Raw genomic sequence first — 19,804 nt, forward strand, 5'->3', positions numbered from 1 at the left:
GGCGGGGGCATGCGGGTCATCATCGTGGGCGGTGGCATTGCCGGGTTGGGTGCCGCCTGGCGGCTGAGGGCCGAGGGGCACCAGGTGGTGCTGCTTGAAAAGGCGACCGAGCCGGGCGGGCGCTGCCGGTCGGTGTTCTGGCAGGGCGCCTGGGTTCCGACCGGGGCCTTCGCCTTTCTGGGCGCCGAGACCAATCTCGCCGATCTGTCGCGTGAGCTGGGGCTGCATGAACCGGGCGACCTGCTGGACCTGACGGCCGCCCATCGCTGGAACGTGCTGATCCGCCGCCGCGAGGTGGCGGATTTCGGCGCCTTCGACATGATGAGCGCCGCCCGGCATCCGGCGATCCCCTTTGCTGAAAAGGCGCGGCTGCTGGTGGCCCTGCCGCAGCTGGCCCGGCGGATGCTGGCGGCCGATCCGCGCGACCTGACCAGCGTGGTCGCCTTCGACGACGTGAATGCCTGCGAGCATTTCCGGCGTCTGTCACCTGCCTTCGTCGACTATTTCCTCGAACCCTGCATGGGCATGTTCTGCGGCTATGGCGCCGAGGATTTCTCCCTGGCCTGGACGGCCTGGAGTTCGGCCGGGCGGCTGTCATGGGCCGGCAACCATATGTGGAGCTATCGCGAGCGTGGCGTCGGCCGGCTGACCTGGGCGCTGGGCCGGGCCTTTGCGGCCGATCCGGGCACCGACTATCGCACCGGCTGCACGGTGCACGAGGTGCGCCATGATGCCGACGGCGTGCAGGTTGCGTGCAGCCGGGCGGACGAGGCGCCGGAGGTCATCCGCGCCGATGCCGTGATCATGGCGGTGCCCGGCCATCTGGTCGCCGGGCTGATGCCGGATCTGGATGCCGGGCGGCGCGGCTTCTTCGAGGCGATCGACTATGCCGGCCACCACATCGTCTATTACCTGCTGGACCGGCCCAAGGGCGATCTGCTCGACACCTATGTTCTGCCGGCGGCCGACGGCTTCCATCGCACCGGCAATATGCGCTTCACCGATCGCGGCGACGGTACCACCCTGGCGCATGCCCAGTGGAAGGATGCCGGCTGCCGGCAGCATGCCGATGCGACGGATGCGGAACTGATCGCGATCACCTGGGGGGACATGGTCGAGGCGGTGCCGGGGCTGGCCGGCACGCGGCTGATCGATGCCTTCGTGTCGCGCCAGCCGGCGGCGATCTGCAAGCGGCCCAAGGGCTTCGTCACCCGGCTCAAGGCCTTCCGGGATCTGGGGCCGCTGCCGCGGGTCGCCTTCTGCGGCGACTATCTGACCAACAGCACCGTGGGCCAGGCCCATTGGTCGGGGCTGCAGGCGGCGGCGGAGATCATGGCCCGCGGCTGAGCATCCAGGCGCAGAGGGCGGTGCGGTTGGCGACCCCGGCTTTCGCGAACACCGCCCGCAGATGGTTTTTCACCGTCTCGGGGCTGAGCCCCAGCCGGCGGGCGATCGCCTTGTTGGTGGCGCCATCGGCGACCAGCCGGGCGATCTCGGCCTCCCGCGCCGTGAAGGGCTGCGCGGTGGCCTGAGGGCGGCGATGGGCCAGGGCATAGCTCATCTCCAGCGCCGGCACCAGCGCGGCGGCGAGGCTGCGATCTTCGGTGGAAAAGTCGGGGGCATCCTGGTTGCGCACCAGGCTGAGCGCCGCCGCGATCCGGCCGCCCTGGCGGATGGCGAGGGTCAGCACATGGCGCGCGCCCGTGGGCCGGAGCAGGGTTTCGAAATAGGGCGCGCGCTGAAGCCCGTGCCCGGGCACCAGATCCGACAGCCGGACGACCGGCGACGTGCCGGGCCGGCTGTCATCCAGCCAGGCGCGGATCGGGTCGTGGCTGCGGACCTGCCGGCGATAGGTCTCGGCGCACCAGCCGGGCCAGGCGATGAAACGGCTTTCTCCACCATCGGTGCCGCGCAACGACAGCACCGCGCGGGGCGCATCGAACAGGGCGGCGATCGCCCGGGCGCCTGCGGTCGCGAACCCCCGTGGATCATCGGCACGGCCGAGCGCGGCAAGCGTCCGGCCCAGCCGGTCGGCATCGATCTCCATGGCGGCCTCTCCCATCCATCGGGCCGGCCGGCGGGCGCCGGCTGCAGCATCATCCTGCATCGCGTGCACCTTCCGTCGGCGTCCCGTCGCGACTAGATTGACGCAGATCCCGATCCTTACGGAAGGCGGCAGGCGGCATGAATGCGGATTTCTGGCACGGCAAATGGCAGCGCAACGAGATCGGCTTCCATGAAGGCCGGCCCAATCATTTCCTGGTGAAGCATGCCGACCGTCTGGCGGCGGGGGCGGGCAGCCGTGTCTTTCTGCCGCTTTGCGGCAAGACCCGCGACATCGCCTGGCTGATGGGGCGGGGCGCCCGGGTCGCCGGTGCCGAGCTGAACCGCGGCGCGATCGAGCAGCTTTTCGCCGAGCTGGAGCTTGCCCCCGAGGTGACGGCGGCGGGGCCGCTGGAGCGCTTTTCCGCCGCCGGTATCGACATCTTCGTGGGCGACGTCTTCGCGCTCACCCCGGCGCATCTGGGGCCGGTGGATGCGATCTATGACCGTGCGGCGCTGGTCGCCCTGCCGGGAGATGTCCGGCGGCGCTATGCCGGCCATCTGCGTGGCCTGACCGGCGGCGCGCGGCAGCTGCTGATCAGCTATGAATACGACCAGTCCCTCGCCAAGGGCCCCCCCTTTTCGGTGCAGGCCGACGAGGTTCACGCGCTCTACGGCGCGGACTACCACGTTCAGGAGCTTGAGACCGCGCCGGTCGAGCGCGGTCTCAAAGGGCTGAGCGAGGTGGTCGAACGGATCTGGCAGCTGGTGCCGCGCCAGGGATGAGGTCGGGTCAGTGAGGAGGTCGGGTCAGGGCTTCGGGCGGAACACCCCGTTTTCGTCGCGCACCAGCGGTGCCGGCTGGCGCGGCAGCGGCGCGCCCGGCGCCTCGGCAATCGTCACCCCCTCCGGCCAGTCCGCCGGGGCGATGGCGACATAGCGGGCGAAGCCGCCGGAACCGCCTTCGGGCTTTGCGAAACCGATGGTCACCAGGGCGCCCGCTTCGGGCACCTTGTCGAGATTGGCGACGCCTTCGGCCTGCACGAAATCATTGTGCAGCAGCCAGTGTTCGCCCTCCAGCGTCGGCGTGGTGTCGGTGTCGAGCGGCTCGTGACCGTGGAACAGGATCTTCCGGTCCAGATGCAGGAATTTGAGCGCGTCGAGCCCGACCCCGGGGAAAGGCTTCTGGTTGAAGCGCGCCGTGTCGCTCCATTTTTTGTACCAGTCGGAGCGCACGAACACGACCGAGCCTTCGGGAATGCGGCCGTGCTTCGCCTCCCAGGCCTCGATATCGGCGATCTGGAGGTGATAGCCTTCATCGGCCGCCACCTTGCCGCTGATGTCGATCACCACCAGCGGCCGCACGGCATAGGTCGGCGGCAGATCGCTGATCGTGGCACCCAGCGGGTTCCAGTGCGAGGGCGGGTCGAGCTGGGTGCCGTACTGATCGGTGGTCAGGTCATAGGCCGAGGCGACGAAGCCGTGCTTGTCGTAGGTGAATTCCTCGCCCGTCGCGACATAGCCCGGAATGTCCTGGCCCGCCACCGCCGGCTTGAACCGGGCGTTGGAAAAGCCCGGCCAGACCGGCTGCACCGGCGCGAAGGCATGGGTGAGGTCGATGTATTTCGCCGATTTCAGGCTCTCGTCATAGACCTTCCACAGCGAACCATCCCCGGCGAGCGCGCTGCCGCCCGCGGCGAGGAAGGTTGCGGCGGCCAGCGCCAGCCGTGTCACGAACCGCGTCGTCATCCTGCTCTCCTCAGCGCAAAGGATACCGGGGGATGCAGCTATCCTCGGGCATGTTGCGCATCGGTGTCGAGAGGCAGGCGCGGTCAGGCGGCGTCGGTGGCCCTGTGCGTCGCGAACAGCCGCCGGCCCAGGGCATGGGCGGTGTCGAGATGGGCGGCGGCCGTCTCTCCGGGATCGGTGTCGACCATCAGCTCGGTGGTCGCCACCGGCGCGCCGCAATAGTCGAAGATGCCGTGGTCGATCTGGGTGCGCATGGCGCCGAAATAGCCGTGGCGGGCATAGGTGCGCAGATCGGCGCCGCCCAGCGCCACCAGATGCACCGGCAGCCGGCCCAGCAGCTTGCGGATCCCGTTGCCTGACCGGTCGTTATAGGCCCAGCCATTGCTGAACACCCGGTCGATCCAGCCCTTGAGCAGGCCGGGCATCGACCACCAGTAGACGGGATAGACCAGCACCAGGGCATCGGCCCGATCGATCCGCTGCTGTTCGGCGCGGATATCGGCCGGGATCGGCGCCTGGCCGCGATGGGCGGCGATGTCGGCGGCGGAAAAGCGCGGATCGAAGCCTTCGGCGGCGAGATCGGCGAGGCCCGCGGTATGCCCCGCCGCACCCACCCCGTCGGCCAGGCGGGTGGCGACGGCATGGGTCAGCGAGCCGGGATCGGGATGTGACAGGACGATGAGCGCATGCATGGGGCGTGCTCTCCGGTAGCAGATGGAGGGGGAGGGGGGGCAGATGGAGGGGACAGATAGGGGATGGTGGCGGATGGATTGCGCATCGGCCGCGGGTGTTATATACTTTTAGTAAGTTACCTTTGGTATATAGGCCATGTCAAGCGCGTCGAACGAGCCGTCCCCCACGCCCGCCGCACCGCCCCGCCGGCGCCTCAGCCGCGAGGAGCGGCTGCGCCAGCTGCTCGACATCTCGTGGACGGTGATCCGCGACGAGGGCACGGATGCCCTGACCCTGGGCCGGCTGGCCGAGCGGGCGGGGGTCACCAAGCCGGTGGTCTATGATCATTTCGGCACCCGCGAGGGCTTGCTGACCGCGCTCTATCGCGATTTCGACGCCCGCCAGACCGCCACGATGACCGCAGCGCTGGAAGCGGGCGCCCCCACGGCCGCGGATCGGGCGCGGATCATCGCCGCCTGCTATGTCGATTGCGTGGCGGCCCAGGGACGCGAGATCCCGGGCGTGCTCGCGGCCCTTGCCGGATCACCCGAGCTGGCGGCGCTGAAGCGGGATTATCAGCGCGCCTTTCTGGAAACCTGCCGGCAGTTGCTGGGGCCCTTCGCGCCGGGCGGCGATCTGCCGGCCGCCGGGCTCTGGGCGATGCTGGGGGCGGCGGACGCCCTGTCGGATGCCGCGGTGGCGGGGGATCTGACGACAGCGGAGGCGCAGGCGGAACTCCGCCGGATCCTGCTCGATCTGATCGCCCGCGGTGCGGCGGGCGCGGGCGGCTGATCAGTCCTGGTAATGGTTGCGGGCTGCGCGGATTGCGGCGTGGTTCTCGTCGGCCCAGACCACCAGCGCCCGCATCGGCTCCATGAACGACCGGCCGAGATCGGTCAGCTCGTACTCCACCCGCGGCGGCACCTCGGCATAGACGGTGCGGCGCACGAAACCGTCCTGTTCCAGGCGCCTCAGGGTACGCGACAGCATCTGCTTCGAGATGTCGCCGATCTGGCGGCCCAGCTCGTTGAACCGCTTCGTCCCCTCCCAGAGGCTGGAGAGCACCAGCATGCTCCACTGGTCGCCGATCCGGTCCAGCACGTCGCGAATCGGGCAGGGCTCGTCCGCCGGGCGGTCCCAGGGGCCCGGCGGGTCGTTGCGCGGGGTGTTCCCGGCGGTCTGCATTGCCATGTCGCCTCTCCCGGAAGGCCGCAAAGGTCACGCCGCAGTGACCAGATGACGCGAAGATGACTTCTTGCGCGGGATCAGGGTTTAGCATACCTCGGATCCACGGTCCACTTTCCGGACCGGGTCTTGAATGAAGACCACCCTCCACATCCGAGCGGAAGGATCCCTCAATCATGGCGAAGATCGCCCTCATCGGCGCCTCGGGCAATGCCGGCGCGCGCATCCTGAAAGAGCTGTCGGATCGCGGCCATAGCGTGACCGGCATCGCGCGGCACCCTGAAAAGATCGCCGCCCTGCCGGGCGTGACCGCGGTTGCGGGCGATGTGTTCGACGTCGAGGGCCTGGCGGCCATTCTGAAGGGGCACGATGCCGTCGTCAGTTCGGTCCATTTCCTGGCGAGCGACCCGGACAAGCTGATCGCGGCGGTCCGCGCCTCGGGGGTCACGCGCTATCTGGTCGTCGGCGGTGCCGGCAGCCTGGAGGTGGCGCCGGGCAAGCGCCTGGTCGATCAGCCGGATTTCCCCGCCGCCTATCATGCCGAGGCGAGCAAGGGGTCGGCCTTCCTGGATCTGCTGCGCGGCATCGACGATCTGGACTGGACCTTCCTGTCGCCGGCCGCGATGTTCGTGCCCGGCGAGCGCACCGGCACCTTCCGCCTCGGCACCGACCAGCTGCTGGTGGGCGAGGGCGGCAGCAGCATCTCGTTCGAGGATTACGCCGTGGCGCTGGTCGACGAGATCGAGACGCCGAAGCATATCCGCCGGCGCTTCACCGTGGGCTATTGATATGACCGGCGCGGTGTCCGTCACCTGGCTGTTCGATCCGCTCTGCGGCTGGTGCTACGGCGCCGCGCCTGCCATCCATCATCTTGCCGGTCAGGCGGGGGTCGTGCTCGATCCGCTGCCCGTGGGGCTGTTTGCGGGCAGCGGCGCCTTTCCCATGAATGATGGCTTTGCCCGCCACGCCTGGTCGGCCGATCAGCGCATCGCCCGGCTGTCCGGGCAGCCCTTTACCGAGGCCTATCGCCTGAAGGTGCTGGGGGCTGCGGCAGGGCGCGTCGATTCCGGCCCGGCGACCCTGGCTCTGACGGCCGTGCGTCTTGCTGCACCGGCGGACGAGGTGGTGACGCAGGAGCTGGCGGCGCTGGAGGCGATCCAGCGCGCCCGCTATGTCGATGGTGAAGACAATGCCGACCCTGCCGTGATTGCCGGCGTTCTGGAGCGGCTGGGCATGGCGGCTGCGGCCGCGCGCTTCCGGTCGCCGGACCCGTCTCTGGCGGCGGCAGATCGTGCGCGGGTCGCGGCTGGCCGGGAGGCGATGCGCCGGATGGATGTGCGCGGCGTGCCGGCGCTGATCCTGGGCAAGGGGGTCGGCGCGCGTCTGTTGGATGCCGGTCAACTCTTCGGCCCGGTGGATGCGCTCGTGGCGGCGGTCGCCGCTGGCTGACCCGTCGCCAGCCCGCGCAATGCCTCCACCGCCGCGCGCAGGCCCTGGGTCAGGCGCTTGTCGCGGCGGATCACCACCGCCAGCCGGCGGTGCAGGCGGGGGAAGAGCGGCCTGACGGTGACGCCGGGCAGGGTGCCGCCGGGCACCGCCATGCCCGGCAGCACCGAACAGCCGAGCCCGGCGCCGACCATGGCCTTGATCGCCTCGACACTGCCGAGCGACATCACCGGCCGGGGCGGCACCGCCGCCCCCGCGAACCAGTCGTCGACGATCCGCCGGGTGTTGCCGCCGGGCTCGAACAATAGCAGCGGCAGCCCCGTCAGGCTGGACGCGGCGACCCGTGCCGGCAGGGCCATCTCGGCCGGGGCGATGGCGACGAAATCATCCTCCAGCACCGGCGTGATTTCGAGCATCCGCCCCGCGGCCGGCAGGGTGACCAGGCCCAGATCGATCAGATTGTCTTCGATCGCCTTGACGATATCGGCGGTGTTGCCGGTGGTGACCGTGATCTCGGTGCCGGGAAAGCGGCGGCGCAGTTCTCCCAGCAGCGGCGGCAGCAGGAAGATGCAGGCGGTGGCGCCGGTGCCGAGCCGCACGCGCCCCGCATCGCCGACGGCGTGATGCGACACGGCCTCGATCGCGGCGCCGACCGCGGCATCGATCTTCGGCGCATGGGCCAGCAATTCGGCCCCCGCCGCCGTCGGCCGGGCCTTGCGGCCCACCCGCTCGATCAGCGTGGTGCCCAGACGGCGCTCCAGCTGCCGGATCTGCAGGCTGACCGCCGGCTGGCTCAGGCCCAGCCGTTCGGCGGCGGCGGTGAAGCTGCCGCAGTCGATCACGGTCAGGAAGGTGCCCAGATAGTCGAGATCCAGCCGGTTCATTCGATAAGAATTCCTCATGCTCTGCATGATTTCCAGAAGCTTCTTTGATGGCGGGCTCCAGGCCATGATGGCGGGGCACGGAGCGGGGCACGCGGATGGCGCCCGGCCCGGAACCAGAAAGACCCAGGTCATGGATATCGGCAGAATGACGACCGGGGGTGCTGCAGCCGCGGCCCCCGCAAGGGTGGTCGTGCGCGATGCGACCCCCGCCGACATGGCCGCGATTGCGGCCATCTACGCCCATCACGTCCGGACCGGCCGGGCGAGTTTCGAGGAAGAGCCGCCCTCGGTGGCAGAGATCACCGATCGCTGGCAGGGCGTTGTCGCACGCGATCTGCCCTATCTGGTCGCGCTGCTGGGCGACCGGGTGGCGGGCTATGCCTATGCCACAGCCTATCGGCCGCGATCGGCCTATCGGTTCACGGTCGAGGATTCGGTTTATGTGGCGCCCGATCTGGGCGGGCGGGGCATCGGCACCGCCATGCTGGGGGCGCTGATCGGCCGTTGCGAGGCCGGGCCCTGGCGGCAGATGCTGGCGGTGATCGGCGATTCGGCCAATGCCGGTTCGATCGCGCTTCACCGCCGCATGGGCTTCCGCCTGGTCGGCACCTTCGAATCGGTCGGGTTCAAATTCGGCGGCTGGCTGAATTCGGTGCTGATGCAGCGCCCGCTGGGCGAAGGGGATGCGACCCTGCCCGGCGATGCCGGCCGATGATCGCCCGGGGCATCGTCCTGCGTCTGGCCCTTGCCCAGCTCGTCGCCTGGGGGGTGAGCTATTATCTGATCGGCGTGTTCGGCACGGCGATCGCCGCCGATCTGGGCTGGGGCGCGGCCGAGGTGCATGGCGGTTTCGCGCTGGGCCTGGCGGTCACCGGCCTTGCCGCGCCTTTCGCCGGCCGGCTGGTCGACCGGCATGGCGGGCGGTGGGTGATGATCGCAGGCGCCGTCGCCATGGCCGCGGGCTGCCTGCTGCTGGCGGCGGCCCAGGGCCCGCTGCTCTATGTCGCGGCCTGGATCTGCCTGGGCCTCGCCATGTCCTTCACGCTTTATGACGCCGCTTTCGCGACCCTCGCCCGCATCGGCGGCCGGCAGGCGGGGCCGGCCATGTCGGCCGTCACCCTGCTGGGTGGCCTGTCGTCCAGCCTTTTCTGGCCGCTGGGCCAGGGGCTGATGCAGGCGCTGGGCTGGCGGGGTGCGGTGGTCGTCTATGCCGTGCTGGCGCTCGCCACCCTGCCGCTGCATCTGGGGCTGCCGGCCGGGCACGGGCCCCGCCCGGCCAGCCTGCGGCCGGTGCCGGCCGCGCGCACACCCCTGGCTGCGCGCACGCCGGCCATGCTCTATGCGCTGATCATGGCGGTGGCGGCCTTTCTGGCTGCCGGCATGGCCGCCCATATGATCGCGATCCTGGCCGGGCTGGGGCTCGGGGCCCAGGCGGCGGTCTGGGTTGCCGCCGCCCGAGGGGTCGGCCAGTCGGCGGCCCGGCTGTGCGAAGTGGCGACGGGCGGTCGCAGCGATGCGAAGCGGTTGAACCTGATCGCCTGCCTGCTGCTGCCGCCCGCTTTCGCCGCCTGCCTCGCGGGCGGCGGTTCGGTCGTGGCGGCGCTCGGCTTCTCGCTCGCCTATGGTGCCGGCAACGGGCTCTTGACCATCACCCGCGGGACCCTGCCGCTGGTGCTGTTCGATCCCCGCCGCTACGGGCTGACGGTGGGGCGGCTGATCGCACCGGGTTTCGCCGCCGCGGCCGCGGCCCCGGTGGCCTATGCCGCGGTCATGGCGCGCTGGGGGGCAGAGGGCGCGCTGGTTCTGTCGCTCTGCCTCGGCATCATCGCGGGTGTGGCGGCGCTGCTGCTGTTCAGGGTCGTCCCCCGGCCGGCCTGATCGTTAATGCTGCCGAAATGATGATGTCGAATCAGGGGAGATTATTTCAAAGCCCATCCGGGCGCATCTTGTGCGGCACCCAGGGCCACTCAGGCCCAGGGCCACTCAGGCAGGAGACGACAGATGAGCGGACAGGATCAGACGGCGCCGCGGGTTGCGATCGTGACCGGTGCCTCGCGCGGCATCGGTGCCGCGATCGCCCGGCGTCTGGCCGGGGACGGGCTGGCGGTGGTGGTGAATTATGCCGGCAATGCCGGGGCCGCCGAAGAGGTGGTGGCCGGCATCACCGATGCCGGCGGGCGGGCGGTGGCCTGCCGTGCCGACATCGCCCGCAGCGAGGACGTGACCGGCCTGTTCGATGCGGCGATCACGGCTTTCGGCCGGGTCGACGTGGTGGTCAACAATGCCGGCGTCATGACGCTGGGGCCGATCGCCGGGATGACCGACGAGGTCTTCGACCGGATGATCGCGATCAATCTGCGCGGCAGTTTCAACGTGATGCGCGCGGCGGCAGGGCGCCTGGGCGAGGGCGGGCGGATCGTCAACCTGTCGTCCAGCGTGGTCGGCCTGCTGCAGCCGGGCTATGGCCCTTATGCCGGCACCAAGGCCGCCGTCGAGGCGATGACCATGGTTCTGGCGCGGGAACTGCGCGGCCGCGGCATCACGGTCAACGCGGTCGCCCCCGGACCCACCGCCACCGACCTGTTCCTGGACGGCAAGTCGCCGGAGCTGGTCGACCGTCTGGCGAAGCTGTCGCCGCTGGAGCGGCTGGGCACGCCCGGCGACATCGCCGCGGCGGTCGCCTTCCTGGCCGGCCCCGACGGCGCCTGGATCGACGGCCAGACCCTTCGGGTCAATGGCGGGGTGGTCTGAGGGGCTGATCCGGTCGGGCGGGTCAGATCGATTTGAGATGGGTGACCGTGCGCCCGCCACCGGCCGTGCCGGTGTTGACCGTGGTCGCCGGTTCCAGCAGCACCACCTCGCAGGGCTCGTCCAGCGCCACCGGGCAGTGCTCCACACCATGGGGCACGATGATGAACTGGCCGGCCGCCACCTCTTCGTCGCGGTCGCGGAATTTCATCAGCAGCCGGCCGCGGGTCACCAGGAACAGCTCGTCCTCGACCTCGTGGCGGTGCCAGACGAAGGCGCCGGACAGCTTGACCAGCTTCAGATGCATGTCGTTGATCCGCCCGCCGATGCGCGGGCTCCAGCAATCGTCGAACCCGGCGAAGGCGCGGGCGAGGTCGACGGTGCCGGCGGCGGAGATCCGCCCCTCGGCTTCGGCCAGCGCCTTCAGCGCGGCGCCGAGCTGGGCTGAAAGCTCGGGGGCCGCCCCGGCGAAACTACCCTCGATCGCGGCGGTGCCGATGGTGAAGCCGGCGGCACCGGCCGCGACCACGGCTGCCACCGCTGCCGGGCTGTCGATCGATCCGGCCACGATCACCGGCTTCGGGCCGATGGCCGCCACCACTTTCGCGATCAGCCCCGCGGCATCGCCCGGCCGGCGCCAGGCCAGCAGATCCACGCCCGAGACGCCATCCATGGCGGCCAGCCGGGCGGCATCGGCCACGATCTCGTCATCGCTGCCCGACAGCATGCTGGGATGGCCGGACACCGCGCCGGCAAAGGGCATATAGCGCAGGCCGTGGCCGGCGATCACCGGCAGCACCGCGTCCGGATGCCGGCCGCCGAGCAGCAGGTCGACGCCCAGATCGACCGCCAGCCGTGCCGCCGCCGCTTCGGCGGCGGGATCGAGAGAGACCATCTCCAGCACGCTTTCGGCGCCCGCGGCCTTGATGCGGGCATGAAGTGCCGCCAGACCGTTGCGGTCAAGCCCGACATCCTTGAAGCCGATGCGGCGGATGCCGAGCGCGGCTGCGGCGTCGACCAGGGCGTCGGCCCCGGCAACGGTGGCATCGTTGCGGGTTGCCATGAAGATCAGGCGGTCGGACATGGGGTCAGGCTCCGGTTCGGCTGTCGGCCGGCTGGCGGGATGCCGGGGCGGCGGGATGGCTGGATGCCGGGCACAGGCGGCGGGCGCAGGCGATGGCGGCCAGCAGCGGCGCCGGATCGGCGATGCCGCGGCCGGCGATGTCGAAGGCCGTGCCATGATCGGGGCTGGTGCGGATCAGGTCCAGCCCCAGCGTGACGTTGACCGCGGCATCCAGCCCGTCGAGCTTGGCCGGGATCATCGCCTGATCGTGATACTGGGCGACCACCACATCGAAGCGGCCGCGGCGGGCCTGAAGGAAGACGGTATCCGCCGGCCAGGGGCCCGAGGCATCGATGCCCTCTGCCCGGGCGGCCGCGATGGCCGGTGCCAGGATCCGGGCTTCGGCATCGCCGAACCGTCCGCCATCGCCAGCATGGGGGTTGAGGGCGGCGACCGCCACCCGCGGGGCCGGAATGCCGAAGGCGCGTGCCCCCTGATCGGCGGCCCGGATGGCCGCGAGTTCGGTGTCGTGATCGAGTCCGGCCACCGCCTCGGCCAGCGCCATGTGCAGGGTTGCCGGCACCACCCGCAGATCCGGGCCGGCCAGCATCATCGCCGCAGGCCCCCGGCCGGCATGGGCCGCCAGCAATTCGGTATGGCCCGGCCAGGACAGCCCGGCCAGGGCGAGCGCCGCCTTGTTGATCGGCGCGGTGACGATCGCGGAACCGCGTCCCGCCTGCACCAGTCGCACCGCTGCCAGCACGGCATCCACCGCGGCCCGCGCCGCCGCGGCATCGATCCGGCCAAAGCCCGGAAGCGGATCGAGCCGGCCGCTTTCCACCAGCCTGATCACCCCCGGACCGGCGGTCCCGGCCAGGGGATCGGTGACGATATCGATCCGCATATCGGGGGCCACAAGCCCGACCGCCCGCGCCATCACCCGGGCATCCCCCACCACCACGACCGGCAGCGGCCGGGCGGCACCCGCCAGCGCCTTCACGATGATCTCGGGGCCGATGCCCGCCGGATCGCCCATGGTGACCAGAACCGGTGCCGTCTCTGCCATCTCTCTCGCCCTTCGTGCCTGCTGCGGTGTCGGCCTCAGTCTAGCGGCGGGGCGGGCGGGGAAAAGCGATGGGTTCCGACCATAACTGGTGAGAATTATGCACCAGTTAGTTTCGCCATTTAATCTTCATTTCTTCCGGATAAATTTCCTGTGGGGGGATTTCTCTGCCCCCACTCCCGATAGCGTTGAGGTCTACGAAGAACTTCGTATATTCAGGGCAGGTTCCGTATTACGAAGAGGAGCTGGTGTCAAAGAAGCGCGTCGGTGGCTGATCCGGATGCCGTGTTCATCAGCGTTCACAGATGAGGTCGTATCATGAAGATCTGTCGGGCAGGTGAGACCTCGCATGCCATCTGTGCGCACTGCAAGGCTCTGGTCCCCACGACTTTTGCCTATCGCGACGTGCCGTTCGAAGACGGCGCGGGTATCGTTCGGGGCATTCTTGCGGCGGTCTGCGACCGATGTGGTCTGGTCGTCGCGATCCCTGCACAATCGACGCCGGCCATCCGCCGTGCGCGGGCGGTCGCAGAGGTTGCGCTGGAAGTCGTTCTGCCCGCGCCCGAACTGGAACTGCTCGATCTTGCGATCTGGCGGATCGATCCCGAGGCCGGTCAGCGGCTCCGCAAGTCATTGCTTGCCTTCTACCTGGCGCGTTTCGCCAGTGAGCCCCAGGGGGCCGATCGGCTTCGTACCCTGATCGAAGCGGCCGAGACTGCGCGCCATCCTGCCGGACTGCCTCGCAAACGCCTGTCGTGCAAGATTTCGCATCGCACCGACGCGGTGCTGCGCGATATGGCGGCGGGTCTGAAGGCCAGCCGCACGCAGATCGTGCGGGGCCTGATCCGGGAGATCGACCTCCGACTGGTCCGTCCGGACGTTCCCGAGGATCTGGAGACGTTGCGTCAGGCAGCGGCACTTGTGGCGGCCTGAACATGAAACGATCCGAAATCCCCTCGCTCGACGATCTGCGCGCCTTCGAGGCGGTGGTGCGGCTGGGGGGTGTGCGTGCGGCGGCGGAAGAGCTGGTTCTGACCCACGGTGCGGTCAGCCGGCGGATCGGCAAGCTTGCCCGGGATCTGGGGGTGCGGCTGGTGGAGCCCGAGGGGCGTGGCATCCGGCCCACGCCTGAAGGGGCGGTGCTGGCCGCGGCGGCGCATGCGGCGCTCGATCAGGTGGGCGAGGCGCTGGCGCGGATCCGCGGGGCGGCCGAGGGGCCGGTGGTGCTGTCCTGCGAACGCTCGATCGCCATGCGCTGGCTGATCCCGCGGCTCGGCCGGTTCGAGGCGGATCATCCGGATCTGCGGGTGCATCTGTCGGTCGGTGGCGGCCGGCCGGACCCTGGAACAAGCGGCGCGGGGCTGGCGCTCGGGTGGCTGGCCCTCAGGCGGCTGGATTTCCCGGTCGAGCCGGGCTGGATCGTCGAGCCGGTGGTCGAAGAGGCGATGGGGCCGGTGGCGACGGCGGCTCAACTGGCGGCCTTCAGGGATGGGGATTATGTGGCGCTGGGGTCCACCACCCGGCCGCGGGGCTGGGCCGACTGGCTGGCCCTGCATCCGGCGGTGCCGCAGCCGCGCGAGATCCGGCTGTTCGACCATCATGTGCTGGCGGCCGAAAGCGCCGTCGCAGGGCTTGGGGTTGCGCTCTGCCCGCTGCTGGTGGTGGCCGACGACCTTGCGGCCGGGCGCCTGACGGCACCCGAAGGGTTCGCCGCCGACGGCTCCCGCTACGGATTGATCCGGCGCGGGACGCGGGGGGTGCCGTCGACGGCGGTGGCCCGGCTCGGAGACTGGCTGAAATCCGAGCTGGACCGGACGGTGCGCGAGGCTCAGGCGGCGAGCAGCTCCGCTTCGGCAAAATCGTAATTCGCCAGATTGTCCAGGAAGTTGGCCACGTAATCCGGGCGCCGGTTGCGGAAGTCCAGATAGTAGCTGTGCTCCCAGACATCGAGGCCGAGCAGCGTGCGGCCGTCTGCGGCCGAGAGCGGGTTGGCGGCATTCGGGCTCTTCGAGACGCCGAGCCTGCCGTCGGGCTTCAGCACCAGCCAGGCCCAGCCCGAGCCGAACTGGCTGATCGCGGCGGCGCGGAAGGCCTCCTTGAAGGCATCGAGGCTGCCGAAATCCTCCGTGATCTTCGCACCCAGCCGGTCGGGCATGCGGCCGCCGGCCGGGGCCAGGCTCTGCCAGAAGATGATGTGGTTCCAGTGCTGGCCGGCATTGTTGAACACCGGCGCCATGTCCGCGCGCCCGGCCGAGAGATGGATGATCTCGTCCAGAGACTTGCCCTGCAGGTTTTCATCCCGGGCGACGAAACCGTTGAGGGCCGTGACATAGGCCTGGTGATGCTTGCCGTGATGGAGTTCCAGCGTCTCCTGGCTCATGCCGCGGGCGGCGAGGGCCGTGGTGCTGTAGGGCAGGGAGGGAAGCTCGAAGGCCATGGGATCCGGTCCTTTGGTGTGTCGCAATTAAGATTGCGACTCATTATCAATATCAGGTCGGATTGTCCCTGGCCCCTGGGAATATGTCAAGCGATGGCTTGTGATATCGCCGGTTCAGGCGGCGGGGCCGGCTGCATCCGGCGCGGCACCGGGGCGGGCCTCGATCCGGCTGCGCAGCAGTTCCAGCATTTCGGCCTGGTGGCGGGAAATGGTTTCGAGGTGCTCGATGCGCAGCTGATCGATCTTTTCGTGCAGCCGCATGATCTCGAGTTCCGCCTTGAGGTTGACCTCGTAGTCATGGGCGGCGGCGATGCGGTCCTTCGCCGCCTGACGGTTCTGGCTCATCATGATGATCGGTGCCTGGACGGCGGCCAGCATCGACAGCATCAGGTTCAGGAAGATGAAAGGATAGGGGTCGAAGGCCAGATGCCAGAGCTGCAGCAGCCCGGCATTGAGCACCATCCACGCGACCAGCACGCCGGTGAAGCTCAGGATGAAGCCCCAGGACCCGCCGATCGCGGCCACCCGGTCGGCCAGCCTTTCCCAGCGGCCGGATTGTTCATCGGCGAGGTCCGAAACATCGCGGGAGAGATGGGTGTGCCGCGCGATGCCGGCCAGCACCCGGCGCTCTTCGGGTTCCAGAGCATCGGGGGTGCTGCCGAAATGGCGACGGGCCAGTTCGGCAATGTCGATGGATTTCAGCGGATGGGGGGTCTTCATCGGGCGGCGTCTCCGGGGTCATGCACCGGCCGGCCCGTCTGTCGGGTCGGGAACCGGTGCATGACGAGACTGCCGGGTGCCGCGGGCGCCGCCAAGCGGCAAAACCATGCCGCCGGCGGCGAGGCCGTGGGTCAGGCGCTGCGGCGCAGCGGTCCTGCGCTGTCCGGGGCCAATCGGGCGGTGAAATGACGCAGCACCCTGGGCTCGTGCACGAAACCGAGCCCGGTAAGGTCGTGGGCACGGTCCTTCACCCGGATCAGGGCGTCGGCCACGTAATCCATATGATCGTTGGTATAGACCCGGCGCGGAATGGTCAGCCGCAGCAGTTCCAGCTTCGACGGCTTCTGCTGCCCGGTTTCGGGGTCGCGGCCAAGCAGCAGCGATCCGATCTCCACCCCGCGCACGCCGGCTTCGACATAAAGCGCATTGGCCAGCGCCTGGGCCGGGAAGCGCGCGGGCGGGATATGCGGCAGCATGCGGGCGGCATCCACGAAGACCGCATGGCCGCCGGTCGGAGCCTGGATCGGCACGCCGCCTTCGATCAGCCGCTGGCCCAGATGGGCGACCTGGGCGATGCGATAGTCCAGGAAGGCCTCGTCCACCGCCTCGTCCAGGCCGACCGCAAGCGCGTCCATGTCGCGCCCCGACATGCCGCCATAGGTCACGAAGCCCTCCATCGGCACGCAGAGCGCCTGGACCTCGGCGAACAGGGCGGCGTCCTCGCGCACCGCGCACAGCCCGCCCATATTGACCATCGGATCCTTCTTGGCCGACATGGTCAGCACGTCGCCTTCGGCATAGATCGCGGCCACGATTTCGGTCAGGGCCGCATCGCGCCAGGCCGGGTCGCGGCGCTTGATGAACCAGGCATTCTCGGCGAAGCGGGCGCTGTCGATCACCACCGGAATGCCATGGGCGCGGGCCAGCGCCGCGGCGGCGCGGATATTGTCCATCGCCACCGGCTGGCCGCCGGCGCTGTTGCAGGTGATGGTGACGATCACGCCGGCGACATTCTCAGGCCCGGCCGCATCGATCCCGGCCGCCAGGCGGTCGAGATCGAAATTGCCCTTCCAGTCGAAGGGCCGGCCGGTGTCGTAGGCGGCCGGCGTCAGCACATCGACCGCGCGCCCGCCAGACAGTTCGACATGGGCGGCGGTGGTGTCGAAATGATGGTTGGACAGAAAAACCGGCCGTGCGGCGGGGTTGCCCGACCGCGCGCGGGCCCGGGCGATCAGCACCGGGAACAGGATCTGCTCGGCGCCGCGGCCCTGATGGGTCGGCACCACATGGCGATAGCCGAACAGCCGCCGTACCGCGGCTTCCAGCCGATAGAAACTGCGGCTGCCGGCATAGGCTTCGTCGCCGGTCATCATCGCGGCCCATTGGGCATCGCTCATCGCACCGGTGCCGCTGTCGGTCAGCAGGTCGATATAGACATCCTCGGCGCGCAGCAGGAACAGGTTGTGGCCGGCCTCTTCCAGGGCGGCGATACGGTCTTCGCGGGTGGTCTGGCGGATGCGCTCGACCATCTTGATGCGGAAGGGTTCGGGAATGCGGGTCATCTGATCGCGATGTCCTGACAAGCCGCCCGCCGCGGCATCACGCAGGATGCGACGGGCGGTGGAGCAGCCGCACGGCCACGACATCCGGCTGCGGCTGCATCCGGTTCGGGCGGTGGGGCGTAAAGCTGTCGGAGAAAAGGGCGGCCCGGCCCTGAAACGGGCGGCCGCGGGCGCGATCAGGCCCGCGGGAAATCATAGGCGAGGACGATGTCCTGATTGTACCAGGCCTTGGCGCGGTCCGCCCGGCGGGCCGCGCATGACGGCACGCGCGTCCGCGAACCGTTGCCGGTTCGACGGGAGCACCGTCTCCACGAAACCACCACCATCGGCATGGCGACCTTCCCAATCCACGGGCACTGCTGTTGCAAAAGGTGGCGACAGGATGTGATCCCTGTCAAGGGGCAGGACAGCATGTTAGAACTTTGAAGCGCTGCCGTGAGATACAGGGACCATGACATATGGCGACGGCGACCGGTCCGGATAGCGGAATACTTCGCCCTCGTCGGCTGCGTCGGCCGGGGCTCAGAACCCTTCTCACCGTCACGATGGCCGGGCTCGCCCTGACCACGGTGGTTCTGCTCGCCCTGGTGGTGGCAGAGGTGGCCGGACGGCGGCAGGCGGCCGAGATCGGCGACGGTCTGGACGAGCTCGCCTTCCAGATGAGCGACAAGCTCGACCGCGCGATGTTCGAACGCTGGCGGGACATCCGGATCATCGCCGCGCGGCCGGTGCTGCGGGGCGACGACACCACCGCCAAGCGGGTGGCGCTCGAAATCCTGCAGCAGACCTATCCCGATTACGCCTGGATCGGCTTCACCGATCCCCGGGGCAGGGTTCTGGCCTCGACCGGCGGCCTGCTCGAAGGCGAGGATGTCTCGGCGCGGCCCTGGTTTACGGCCGGGCTGAACGGGCCCTTCGTCGGCGACGTCCACAAGGCCCTGCTTCTGGAACGGCTGCTGACCAACCCCGATCCGGGCACGCCGCTGCGCTTCGTCGACGTCTCGATGCCGGTGATGGCAGAAGGCGGGCTGATCGGCGTCGTCGGTGCCCATCTGTCGTGGAGCTGGGCCGACGACATCCGCCGGTCGCTGATCGCGCCGGGGGAAAGCCGCAGCGGCACCGACATTCTGGTCGTCGACAAGGATGGCGCCGTTCTGCTCGGCCCGCGCGCGCTCGAGGGGCAGAAACTCGATCTGCCGGGCCTGGCTGCGGGCACCACGGATCCCGGGCCGCGGGTCGAGACCTGGCCCGATGACGGCCGTGCCTATCTGACGGCCCTGCACCGCAGCCAGGGGTTTCGCGACTATCCGGGCCTTGGCTGGACGGTGGTGGTGCGCCAGCCGGTCGATCAGGCCCTGACCCCGGTCCGCGATCTGCGCCGCCTGATCCTGTGGGGGGCGGTCGCGATCGCGGCCACCGCCTGCGGCTTCGCGCTGTGGCTGGCGGCCCGCATCGCCTCGCCGCTCGACCGGTTGAGCCGGGCGGCCCGGCGGGTGGGGGAGACCAGCAGCCCCGACGAGGTGCCGCTCGACGGCGGCTATCGCGAGGTCCGGGACCTGGCCTGGTCGCTGCAGCGGATGATCGCCGCGCTGACGCAGAAACAGGAGGAGCTGGTCCGCGCCAATCTCGGGCTGGAGGCGCGGGTCGCCGAGCGCACCGCCGAGCTGACCGCCGAGATCGCCGAGCGCCGGAAGGTGGAGCAGGAGCGCGAGGATCTGATCCAGCGCCTGAAACAGATGGCCGAGACCGATTTCCTGACCGGGGTGATGAACCGGCGGTCCTTCTTCGACATCGCCGGTCGCGAACTCGCCGCCGCCCGGCGCTATGTCCGCGCGCTGGCCGTCATCGTGCTCGACATCGATCACTTCAAGCGGATCAACGACCGCTATGGCCACGGCACCGGCGACGAGATCCTGAAGGGTGTGGCAAAACGGCTTGCCGATGAAATGCGTGCCGGCGACATTCTGGCCCGCTTCGGCGGCGAGGAATTCGTCATCCTGCTTCAGGAAGCCGATCAGGACGCCGCCGTCGCCACGGCGGAGCGGTTGCGCACGGCGCTGGCCGACAGGAGTTTCGGCCTGATCGACGGCAGCTGCCTGACGGTCACCGCCAGCCTGGGCCTGGCGACCGCCGACCCCGAGACCGGCAGCATCGACGATCTGATCACCCGCGCCGATGCGGCACTTTACCGGGCCAAAGACGCCGGCCGGAACCGCGTTGAGGTGGGGTGAA

21 protein-coding genes are annotated in these 19,804 nt (G+C 69.6%); 11 read left to right on the forward strand and 10 right to left on the reverse strand.

Going from position 1 to position 19,804, the window contains the following annotated elements; genetic code table 11:
- The first annotated feature begins 9 nt into the window (after window positions 1–9).
- Window positions 10–1,347, forward strand: a complete 1,338-nt coding sequence (locus tag WI697_RS25390; protein WP_345960410.1) for an FAD-dependent oxidoreductase — start codon at window positions 10–12, stop codon at window positions 1,345–1,347.
- On the opposite strand, the gene WI697_RS25395 is transcribed toward WI697_RS25390, so the two are convergent.
- On the reverse strand, window positions 1,331–2,107 hold the full coding sequence (locus tag WI697_RS25395) for a helix-turn-helix transcriptional regulator (RefSeq protein ID WP_345960411.1): 777 nt from the start codon (window positions 2,105–2,107) through the stop codon (window positions 1,331–1,333). The genes WI697_RS25390 and WI697_RS25395 overlap by 17 nt on opposite strands.
- 77 nt (window positions 2,108–2,184) lie before the next feature.
- Between WI697_RS25395 and tmpT the strand changes: the two genes are divergently transcribed.
- On the forward strand, window positions 2,185–2,829 hold the full coding sequence (tmpT, locus tag WI697_RS25400; RefSeq protein ID WP_345960412.1) for a thiopurine S-methyltransferase: 645 nt from the start codon (window positions 2,185–2,187) through the stop codon (window positions 2,827–2,829).
- A gap of 24 nt (window positions 2,830–2,853) precedes the next feature.
- Here the strand turns inward: tmpT and WI697_RS25405 are convergent, their stop codons facing one another.
- Both WI697_RS25405 and WI697_RS25410 read right to left on the reverse strand, forming a co-directional pair.
- A complete protein-coding gene (locus WI697_RS25405) occupies window positions 2,854–3,792 on the reverse strand; it encodes a cyclase family protein (RefSeq protein ID WP_156503118.1) in 939 nt (312 codons plus the stop codon).
- 83 nt (window positions 3,793–3,875) lie between these two features.
- Entirely contained in the window at window positions 3,876–4,484 is a 609-nt protein-coding gene (locus WI697_RS25410) for an NAD(P)H-dependent oxidoreductase (protein ID WP_345960413.1), read from the reverse strand.
- A 136-nt stretch (window positions 4,485–4,620) separates the two neighbouring features.
- Here WI697_RS25410 and WI697_RS25415 point away from each other — a divergent pair, with 136 nt between their 5' ends.
- Window positions 4,621–5,256: a TetR/AcrR family transcriptional regulator gene (locus WI697_RS25415; RefSeq protein ID WP_062763502.1), complete on the forward strand. Its 636-nt coding sequence runs from the start codon at window positions 4,621–4,623 to the stop codon at window positions 5,254–5,256.
- On the opposite strand, the gene WI697_RS25420 is transcribed toward WI697_RS25415, so the two are convergent.
- Window positions 5,257–5,649 carry a winged helix-turn-helix transcriptional regulator gene (locus WI697_RS25420; RefSeq protein WP_345960435.1) on the reverse strand — a complete coding sequence of 131 codons (393 nt, stop codon included), beginning with the start codon at window positions 5,647–5,649 and terminating at the stop codon, window positions 5,257–5,259.
- A gap of 176 nt (window positions 5,650–5,825) precedes the next feature.
- Here WI697_RS25420 and WI697_RS25425 point away from each other — a divergent pair, with 176 nt between their 5' ends.
- Together WI697_RS25425 and WI697_RS25430 are read left to right on the forward strand one after the other, a co-directional pair.
- Window positions 5,826–6,437, forward strand: a complete 612-nt coding sequence (locus tag WI697_RS25425; RefSeq protein ID WP_345960414.1) for an NAD(P)-dependent oxidoreductase — start codon at window positions 5,826–5,828, stop codon at window positions 6,435–6,437.
- Between the two features lies 1 nt (window position 6,438).
- A complete protein-coding gene (locus tag WI697_RS25430) occupies window positions 6,439–7,098 on the forward strand; it encodes a DsbA family protein (RefSeq protein WP_345960415.1) in 660 nt (219 codons plus the stop codon).
- On the opposite strand, the gene WI697_RS25435 is transcribed toward WI697_RS25430, so the two are convergent.
- Entirely contained in the window at window positions 7,047–7,979 is a 933-nt protein-coding gene (locus tag WI697_RS25435; RefSeq protein ID WP_345960416.1) for a LysR family transcriptional regulator, read from the reverse strand. The genes WI697_RS25430 and WI697_RS25435 overlap by 52 nt on opposite strands.
- Before the next feature lie 145 nt (window positions 7,980–8,124).
- Between WI697_RS25435 and WI697_RS25440 the strand changes: the two genes are divergently transcribed.
- From WI697_RS25440 to WI697_RS25450, 3 genes are all read left to right on the forward strand, one after another.
- The gene (locus tag WI697_RS25440) at window positions 8,125–8,694 is read left to right on the forward strand and encodes a GNAT family N-acetyltransferase (protein ID WP_345960417.1); all 570 of its coding nucleotides are present in this window, start codon (window positions 8,125–8,127) and stop codon (window positions 8,692–8,694) included.
- Complete coding sequence (locus WI697_RS25445) at window positions 8,691–9,857, forward strand: MFS transporter (RefSeq protein WP_345960418.1); 1,167 nt, start codon at window positions 8,691–8,693, stop codon at window positions 9,855–9,857. The genes WI697_RS25440 and WI697_RS25445 overlap by 4 nt, the downstream gene beginning before the upstream one ends.
- Window positions 9,858–9,980: 123 nt before the next feature.
- Window positions 9,981–10,730 (forward strand): SDR family oxidoreductase, encoded by a 750-nt coding sequence (locus WI697_RS25450; RefSeq protein ID WP_345960419.1) that lies wholly within the window; start codon window positions 9,981–9,983, stop codon window positions 10,728–10,730.
- A 22-nt stretch (window positions 10,731–10,752) separates the two neighbouring features.
- On the opposite strand, the gene WI697_RS25455 is transcribed toward WI697_RS25450, so the two are convergent.
- Both WI697_RS25455 and pdxA read right to left on the reverse strand, forming a co-directional pair.
- Window positions 10,753–11,811 carry a cupin domain-containing protein gene (locus WI697_RS25455; protein WP_345960420.1) on the reverse strand — a complete coding sequence of 353 codons (1,059 nt, stop codon included), beginning with the start codon at window positions 11,809–11,811 and terminating at the stop codon, window positions 10,753–10,755.
- Between the two features lie 4 nt (window positions 11,812–11,815).
- Window positions 11,816–12,856 carry a 4-hydroxythreonine-4-phosphate dehydrogenase PdxA gene (pdxA, locus tag WI697_RS25460; protein ID WP_345960421.1) on the reverse strand — a complete coding sequence of 347 codons (1,041 nt, stop codon included), beginning with the start codon at window positions 12,854–12,856 and terminating at the stop codon, window positions 11,816–11,818.
- 315 nt (window positions 12,857–13,171) lie between these two features.
- Between pdxA and WI697_RS25465 the strand changes: the two genes are divergently transcribed.
- Together WI697_RS25465 and WI697_RS25470 are read left to right on the forward strand one after the other, a co-directional pair.
- Complete coding sequence (locus WI697_RS25465) at window positions 13,172–13,786, forward strand: hypothetical protein (protein WP_345960422.1); 615 nt, start codon at window positions 13,172–13,174, stop codon at window positions 13,784–13,786.
- Window positions 13,787–13,788: 2 nt separating this feature from the next.
- Complete coding sequence (locus tag WI697_RS25470) at window positions 13,789–14,718, forward strand: LysR family transcriptional regulator (protein WP_345960423.1); 930 nt, start codon at window positions 13,789–13,791, stop codon at window positions 14,716–14,718.
- On the opposite strand, the gene WI697_RS25475 is transcribed toward WI697_RS25470, so the two are convergent.
- From WI697_RS25475 to WI697_RS25485, 3 genes are all read right to left on the reverse strand, one after another.
- Window positions 14,682–15,290: a superoxide dismutase gene (locus WI697_RS25475; RefSeq protein ID WP_345960424.1), complete on the reverse strand. Its 609-nt coding sequence runs from the start codon at window positions 15,288–15,290 to the stop codon at window positions 14,682–14,684. The two genes, WI697_RS25470 and WI697_RS25475, sit on opposite strands and share 37 nt — an antisense overlap.
- Before the next feature lie 114 nt (window positions 15,291–15,404).
- Window positions 15,405–16,010, reverse strand: a complete 606-nt coding sequence (locus tag WI697_RS25480) for a DUF1003 domain-containing protein (protein WP_345960425.1) — start codon at window positions 16,008–16,010, stop codon at window positions 15,405–15,407.
- 131 nt (window positions 16,011–16,141) lie between these two features.
- Window positions 16,142–17,572: a tryptophanase gene (locus WI697_RS25485; RefSeq protein WP_345960426.1), complete on the reverse strand. Its 1,431-nt coding sequence runs from the start codon at window positions 17,570–17,572 to the stop codon at window positions 16,142–16,144.
- A 545-nt stretch (window positions 17,573–18,117) separates the two neighbouring features.
- Between WI697_RS25485 and WI697_RS25490 the strand changes: the two genes are divergently transcribed.
- A complete protein-coding gene (locus WI697_RS25490) occupies window positions 18,118–19,803 on the forward strand; it encodes a sensor domain-containing diguanylate cyclase (RefSeq protein WP_345960427.1) in 1,686 nt (561 codons plus the stop codon).
- The last annotated feature ends 1 nt before the right edge of the window (window position 19,804 follow it).

It is taken from the genome of Tistrella mobilis (assembly GCF_039634785.1).
GTDB classification, from domain to species: domain Bacteria; phylum Pseudomonadota; class Alphaproteobacteria; order Tistrellales; family Tistrellaceae; genus Tistrella; species Tistrella mobilis.

What these genes read in the sequence shown, in the direction of transcription:
- WI697_RS25485 (WP_345960426.1), bottom strand. Translation starts at nt 17,572, where the DNA reads ATGACCCGCATTCCCGAACCCTTCCGCATCAAGATGGTCGAGCGCATC.
- WI697_RS25435 (WP_345960416.1), bottom strand. Translation starts at nt 7,979, where the DNA reads ATGAACCGGCTGGATCTCGACTATCTGGGCACCTTCCTGACCGTGATC.
- WI697_RS25425 (WP_345960414.1), top strand. Translation starts at nt 5,826, where the DNA reads ATGGCGAAGATCGCCCTCATCGGCGCCTCGGGCAATGCCGGCGCGCGC.
- WI697_RS25395 (WP_345960411.1), bottom strand. Translation starts at nt 2,107, where the DNA reads ATGCAGGATGATGCTGCAGCCGGCGCCCGCCGGCCGGCCCGATGGATG.
- WI697_RS25455 (WP_345960420.1), bottom strand. Translation starts at nt 11,811, where the DNA reads ATGTCCGACCGCCTGATCTTCATGGCAACCCGCAACGATGCCACCGTT.
- WI697_RS25420 (WP_345960435.1), bottom strand. Translation starts at nt 5,649, where the DNA reads ATGCAGACCGCCGGGAACACCCCGCGCAACGACCCGCCGGGCCCCTGG.
- WI697_RS25440 (WP_345960417.1), top strand. Translation starts at nt 8,125, where the DNA reads ATGACGACCGGGGGTGCTGCAGCCGCGGCCCCCGCAAGGGTGGTCGTG.
- tmpT (WP_345960412.1), top strand. Translation starts at nt 2,185, where the DNA reads ATGAATGCGGATTTCTGGCACGGCAAATGGCAGCGCAACGAGATCGGC.
- WI697_RS25490 (WP_345960427.1), top strand. Translation starts at nt 18,118, where the DNA reads ATGGCCGGGCTCGCCCTGACCACGGTGGTTCTGCTCGCCCTGGTGGTG.
- WI697_RS25450 (WP_345960419.1), top strand. Translation starts at nt 9,981, where the DNA reads ATGAGCGGACAGGATCAGACGGCGCCGCGGGTTGCGATCGTGACCGGT.
- WI697_RS25480 (WP_345960425.1), bottom strand. Translation starts at nt 16,010, where the DNA reads ATGAAGACCCCCCATCCGCTGAAATCCATCGACATTGCCGAACTGGCC.
- WI697_RS25410 (WP_345960413.1), bottom strand. Translation starts at nt 4,484, where the DNA reads ATGCATGCGCTCATCGTCCTGTCACATCCCGATCCCGGCTCGCTGACC.
- WI697_RS25405 (WP_156503118.1), bottom strand. Translation starts at nt 3,792, where the DNA reads ATGACGACGCGGTTCGTGACACGGCTGGCGCTGGCCGCCGCAACCTTC.
- WI697_RS25445 (WP_345960418.1), top strand. Translation starts at nt 8,691, where the DNA reads ATGATCGCCCGGGGCATCGTCCTGCGTCTGGCCCTTGCCCAGCTCGTC.
- pdxA (WP_345960421.1), bottom strand. Translation starts at nt 12,856, where the DNA reads ATGGCAGAGACGGCACCGGTTCTGGTCACCATGGGCGATCCGGCGGGC.
- WI697_RS25470 (WP_345960423.1), top strand. Translation starts at nt 13,789, where the DNA reads ATGAAACGATCCGAAATCCCCTCGCTCGACGATCTGCGCGCCTTCGAG.
- WI697_RS25465 (WP_345960422.1), top strand. Translation starts at nt 13,172, where the DNA reads ATGAAGATCTGTCGGGCAGGTGAGACCTCGCATGCCATCTGTGCGCAC.
- WI697_RS25475 (WP_345960424.1), bottom strand. Translation starts at nt 15,290, where the DNA reads ATGGCCTTCGAGCTTCCCTCCCTGCCCTACAGCACCACGGCCCTCGCC.
- WI697_RS25415 (WP_062763502.1), top strand. Translation starts at nt 4,621, where the DNA reads ATGTCAAGCGCGTCGAACGAGCCGTCCCCCACGCCCGCCGCACCGCCC.
- WI697_RS25430 (WP_345960415.1), top strand. Translation starts at nt 6,439, where the DNA reads ATGACCGGCGCGGTGTCCGTCACCTGGCTGTTCGATCCGCTCTGCGGC.
- WI697_RS25390 (WP_345960410.1), top strand. Translation starts at nt 10, where the DNA reads ATGCGGGTCATCATCGTGGGCGGTGGCATTGCCGGGTTGGGTGCCGCC.